Source organism: Microbacterium sp. SCN 69-37 (genome assembly GCF_001724435.1).
Classification (GTDB): Bacteria; Actinomycetota; Actinomycetes; order Actinomycetales; family Microbacteriaceae; genus Microbacterium; species Microbacterium laevaniformans.
In genome coordinates, this window is the sequence record NZ_MEEL01000068.1 from 1 (window position 1) to 5883 (window position 5883).

A 5883-nucleotide genomic window follows, 5' to 3' on the forward strand; every position below is an offset into this window, starting at 1 on the left:
ACGCGCTTCTTCGGGAAGATCTTCCTGATCAACTTCGCGATGGGCATCGTCACCGGCATCGTGCAGGAGTTCCAGTTCGGCATGAACTGGTCGAGCTACTCCCGCTTCGTCGGCGACGTCTTCGGAGCCCCGCTCGCCTTCGAGGGCCTCATGGCCTTCTTCTTCGAGGCGACGTTCATCGGCCTGTGGATCTTCGGCTGGAACCGCCTGCCCAAGGGCATCCACCTCGCCACCATCTGGATCACCGTGGCCGGCTCGTGGCTCTCCGCCTACTTCATCCTCGCCGCCAACGCGTTCATGCAGAACCCGCAGGGCTACCAGATGTCCACCGAGGGCCACCGTGCCGAAATGGCGAACTTCTGGGAGGTGCTGACCAACCCGGTCGCCCTCACCCAGCTGCCGCACACGCTCTCGTCGGCGATCATGTTCGCCGCCGGGGTGATGATCGCCGCCTCCGCCTGGCACCTGTCGCGCGGACGCAACCTCGACACCATGCGCACGTCGCTGCGCTTCGGCCTCTGGGCGATGATCATCGGCTTCGTGGCCGTCTTCCTCTCCGGCGACCAGCTCAGCCTCGTGATGGTGCAGACCCAGCCCATGAAGATGGCGGCGGCGGAGGCGATGTTCAACTCCGCGTGCGGGGCGAATGCCTCGTTCTCGCTGTTCTCCATCGGCACCCCCGACGGTACCGGCGAGGTCTGGTCGCTGCGCGTGCCGTATGTGCTCGCCTTCCTCTCCACGCAGGACTTCAACGGCTGCGTCGAGGGCATCAACGACCTCAACAACCTCTACACGACCCAGCTCTTCCCGCAGTTCGCCGACCAGGTCGACGGCAACTTCGCGCCGATCCCCTGGGTCACGTACTGGTCGTTCCGCTGGATGATTGGTTTCGGCCTGCTCGCCACCGCGGTCGCCGTGGTCGGCCTCTGGGTCACCCGCAGGAACGCGAAGCGCCCCGTCGCCGGCTGGATGTGGAAGATCGCGATCTGGCAGGCGCCGCTCGCGCTCCTCGGCATCCTCGTCGGATGGATCTTCACCGAGATGGGCCGCCAGCCGTGGATCGTGTTCGGTCTCATGCTCACGCAGGACGGGGTCTCCCCGAACGTGCCGGGCTGGACGGTGCTGATCTCACTCATCGCGTTCACCCTGATCTACGCGATCCTCGCGGTCGTGGAGTTCGGGCTCATCTTCAAGACGGTGCGCGAGGGTCCGCAGACCCTCCCCGACCCCGACGACCTGACGCCCGAGGGGCATCTGAAGGTCGACGACGTCCCCTCGACGGTGTACTAGGAGCTGGCTGACATGGACCTCGCAACCCTCTGGTTCTTCATCGTCGGAGTGCTCTTCGTCGGATACTTCGTGCTCGACGGCTTCGACTTCGGCGTCGGTATGGCGCTGCCCTTCCTCGGCAAGGACGAGGTCTCGCGCCGCCAGGTGATCAACACCATCGGCCCGGTGTGGGACCTCAACGAGACCTGGGTGATCGTCGCCGGCGCGTGCCTGTTCGCCGCGTTCCCCGAGTGGTACGCGACGCTGTTCAGCGGCTTCTACCTGCCGCTGCTGCTGATCCTCCTCGCCCTCATCGCCCGCGGCGTCTCGTTCGAGTACCGTCACCAGCGCGACGACATCCGCTGGAAGCGCCGCTTCGACTGGATGATCACGATCGGCTCCGCCGTGCCGGCCCTCCTCTGGGGCGTCGCGGTCGGCAACATCGTGCAGGGCGTGCCGATCGACGCCGACAAGAACTTCACCGGGTCGTTGTTCACGCTGCTCAACCCGTACGGACTGTGGGTGGGTGTCACGACGCTGCTGCTGTTCTTCCTGCACGGCGTGTACTTCGTGGGGCTCAAGACCGACGGCCAGGTGCACCATGACGCGCAGTCGCTCGGCAAGAAGCTCGCGGCCCCGACGGTGGTCTTCGCTGCGGGCACGGTCGTGTGGACGATCATCATCGCCGCGGGCCGCGAGGCGCCGCTCCTCTGGGCCGTGATCGCGTGCGGCATCATCGCCGCCGTCGCACTCCTGGCATCCGTCGCCTTCAACTGGATCGACCGCGACGGGCGCGCGTTCGCCGCGGGCGCCGTCACGATCGTCTTCGCCGTGCTCACCTTGTGGCTGGCGCTGTTCCCGTACGTCATGCCGGCCTCGAACGACCCGGCCAACAGCCTCACGATCGCGAACGCGTCGTCGACCCAGATGACCCTCGAGATCATGAGCTGGGCGGCGCTCATCTTCCTGCCGCTCGTGCTCGCCTACCAGGCCTGGACGTACTGGGTGTTCCGCAAGCGCGTCACGCGCGGGGCGATCGAGAAGGCGGAACTCGCCGAAGCGCACTGACGGCCCGGGCGAGAGCCCCGGGTCGCGGTCGGCGACCGGCGCGGTGGGGACCCGCGCCGGTCGCCGATCGGTGCGTTCTCGGGCGTCGACGCGAAGCGCCATCTGAGAGGATCGAAGGATGCCGGACACCGACGAGCGACCAGAGCGCACGCGCGTGCGCCCGGTCGATCCGCGGCTGCTGCGCTACGCGTCGGCCTCGCGGGGGTTCTTCGTCGCGATCGCCGCCGTCGGCGCCCTGCAGACCGTCGTCATCGTGGCCTTCGCGTGGCTCATGACCGCGGTGATCACCGGCGTGATCGCGGGGCGCCCCTGGGAAGAGATCTCGGGGCTGCTCACCGCGCTGGCGGTCGTCGTGATCGTGCGCGGCGTGCTGCTGTGGCTGCGCGAAGTGATCTGCGCGCGCGCCGCCGCGCGCGTCGAGGCGCAGCTGCGCGCCCAGCTGCTGGGCGCGATCGGCCGGCTCGGGCCGGACTGGCTCGCGGGGCGCAACACCGCCCGCCTCGCCGTCACCGCCGGGCGGGGCCTCGAAGCCCTCGACACGTACTTCGCGCGCTATCTCCCCCAGCTCGTGCTGACGGTGATCGCGACCCCGATCATCATCGCCGTGATGTGGTGGCAGGACTGGATCTCCGGGCTCACGGTCATCCTCACCATCCCCCTCATCCCGCTCTTCATGGTGCTGATCGGCCTCGCCACGCGCGCCGTGCAGCAGCAGCAGTGGCAGACCCTCGGCACCCTCGCCGCGCGCTTCGCCGACACCGTGCGAGGCCTGTCGACGCTCAAGATCTTCGGCCGTCAGCACCGCGCCGCGGCCTCGATCGAGCGGGTCACCGACGCGTACCGCAAAGAGACCATGCGGGTGCTGCGGGTCTCGTTCCTCTCCGGCTTCGCCCTCGAGCTGCTCGCGTCGATCTCGGTCGCGATCATCGCGGTGTCGATCGGCTTCCGCCTCATCGACGGGTCGCTCGGGCTCACCGTCGGCCTCTTCGTGCTGCTCCTCGCGCCCGAGGCGTATCTGCCGCTGCGGCAGGTGGGCGTGCAGTTCCACGCCGCCGCCGAGGGCGTCGCCGCGACGGAAGACCTCTTCGAGGTGCTGGATGCCGCGGCCGCCGTGCCGGGCCGCGTGGGTGCCGGCGGCGAGGGGGGCGCAGCCGCGGAGATCGGCGCTGCTGCGGACCGATCCGAGGTCGGATCTCCGCAGGACCGCAGATCTCCGCGGCTGCGCGGGGCCCGCGTCGAGGTGCGCGGCCTCCGCGTGCGTCGCGGGGAGGCGCTCCTGGCGCCCGTGACCTTCACCGCCGAGCCCGGCACCGTGACCCTCATCGAGGGTCCGAGCGGCTCGGGCAAGTCGAGCCTGCTCGCGGCCCTCCGCGGCGCGGCATCCTTCGAAGGCGACGCGACGGTCGACGGGATGCCCGTGTCCGCCCTCTCCCCCACGCAGTGGCTCGCCTGGTGCGGGCAGCAGCCGGGGCTCATCACCGGCACGATCGCCGAGAACGTCACGCTCGGTGACGCGGACGGCGTCACAGACGGCGCCCTCGTCGCCCGCGCACTCGAGCTGGCGCAGGCGGGCGACCTCGACCCGCGCCTGTCGCTCGGCGTGCAGGGCGCGGGGCTGTCGGGCGGGCAGGCGCAGCGCGTGGCGATCGCCCGCGCGTTCTTCCGGCATCTGCGCGGACGCGCGCCCGTGCTCGCCCTCGACGAGCCGAGCTCCGCCCTCGACGCCGACACCGAGGCGGCGCTCTGGCTCTCCGTGCGCGCCCTGGCCGACGACGGCGCGACGGTGCTGCTCGTCTCGCACCGCCGCACGGCGCGCGGGGTCGCCGACCACGTCGTGCGCCTGCACCCGCAGCCCGCGGAGGTGATCGCGTGAGCGCCGACACCCGGCAGGCGAGCGCCACGGCGCGCACAAGCACACGTTCCGAGGGCGCCGATGCGGTGCTCCGGCGCGCCATGCCGCCGCTCCGGCGGTTCTGGCCGGGCGCCGCGAGCGGGTTCTTGTCCGAGGCATCCGCGGTCGCCCTCCTCGCCTGCTCAGCATGGCTCATCGTGTTCGCGAGCGAGCAGCCGCCGGTGATGTTCCTCGGCGCCGCTGTCGTGGGCGTGCGCGCCTTCGCGCTGAGCCGTGCCGCGTTCCGGTACACCGAGCGGCTCGCCAGCCACGACGCGGCGCTCCGCCAGCTCGCCGTCACCCGCAGCGACCTCGTGCGCCGGCTCGTGCCGCTCGCCCCCGACGGGCTCGCGCGCACGCGTCGCGGATCGGTGCTCGGCGCCCTCGTCGACGACGTCGACGAGCTGCAGAACCTGCCGCTGCGCGTCGTGCTGCCGCTCGTCTCCTCGGCCGCGGTCGCCCTCGGCGCGGTCGTCCTCATCGCGTTCATCTGGTGGCCGGCGGCCCTCACCCTCCTCGCCTGCCTCGTCGTCGCGGGGCTCGTCGCGACGCTCTGGGGCTGGGCCGCGGGGTCGCGGGCCGAACGCGCGATCGCGCCGCTCCGGGCGCGCCTCGCCGACGCCGTGCTCGACCAGCTCGGCAGCCTCGACGTGCTGATTGCCTACGGCGCCGAAGCCGCGGGGCGCGAGCGCATCGCCGCCGCCGATGCGGCCCTCCGCCGTGCGGTCACCCGGCGCGCCGTCGCGCAGGCGGGGACGACGGCGGTCGTGTCGGTCCTCGCGGGGCTCGCGTCGCTGCTCGCCGTGATCGTCGCCGCGCCGGCCGTCGGGGGCGCCCTGACCGCCCCGGCCTTCGCGGTCACGGTGCTCGTGCCGATGGCCGTCTTCGAGGTGTTCACGGCCGTGCCGCTCGCCGCGTCGGCGTGGCGGCAGGTGCGCGGGGCGGCGACCCGCATCGCCGATGCCGTGCCGCAGACGATCCCGCCCGAGCTGCCGGACGAGACCGACAAGACCGCCGGTACCGACCACGGCGACGAGACCCGCGAGGACCACGAGGCCGCCCCCGCCCTGCCGCTCGGCGACGGGATCGCGCTACGGGACGTGTCGGCGCGCTGGCCCGGCAGCGCCCAGGACTCGCTGCGCGGCGTCGATCTCGACGTGCGGCCGGGCGAGCGACTGCTCGTCGTCGGGTCGAGCGGAGCGGGCAAGACGACGCTGGCGCACGTGCTGGTGCGGTTCCTGCAGCCCGTGGCGGGCGAGTACGACCTCGGCGGCCGCGACGTCGTCACGGCCCATCCCGATGCCGTCCGCGCCACGGTGGGCCTCTGCGAACAGCAGCCCATGCTGTTCGACGAGGACATCCGCCAGAACCTGCTGTTCGCGCGCGATACGGCGACGGATGCCGAGCTCGAGGCCGTGCTCGACCGTGTCGGCCTCGGCGAGTGGCTGCACGAGCGCGGCGGCCTGGACGCCCGCGTCGGCGAGCGCGGGGCGCTCGTGTCGGGCGGGCAGGCGCAACGCATCGCGCTCGCGCGGGCACTGCTGCGCGGCTTCCCCGTGCTCGTGCTCGACGAGCCGACGGCGGGCGTCGACGCGGATGCCTCGGACGCCCTGCTCACCGACCTGCTGACCGCCGTCGACGGCGACCAGGCAGTC

The 5883-nt window shown here is 71.7% G+C and carries 4 protein-coding genes; all 4 read left to right on the plus strand.

Annotation, left to right across the window (positions count from 1 at the left end):
* Positions 1–1290: cytochrome ubiquinol oxidase subunit I (locus ABS64_RS14590; protein ID WP_292684508.1), on the plus strand; the 1290-nt coding region annotated here is incomplete at its 5' end.
* Between the two features lie 12 nt (positions 1291–1302).
* Positions 1303–2337 (plus strand): cytochrome d ubiquinol oxidase subunit II, encoded by a 1035-nt coding sequence (gene cydB, locus ABS64_RS14595; protein ID WP_288785885.1) that lies wholly within the window; start codon positions 1303–1305, stop codon positions 2335–2337.
* A gap of 118 nt (positions 2338–2455) precedes the next feature.
* Entirely contained in the window at positions 2456–4210 is a 1755-nt protein-coding gene (cydD, locus tag ABS64_RS14600; protein WP_292684512.1) for a thiol reductant ABC exporter subunit CydD, read from the plus strand.
* Positions 4211–4275: 65 nt separating this feature from the next.
* A partial coding sequence (gene cydC / locus ABS64_RS14605; protein WP_292684514.1) for a thiol reductant ABC exporter subunit CydC occupies positions 4276–5883 on the plus strand: 1608 nt, incomplete at its 3' end.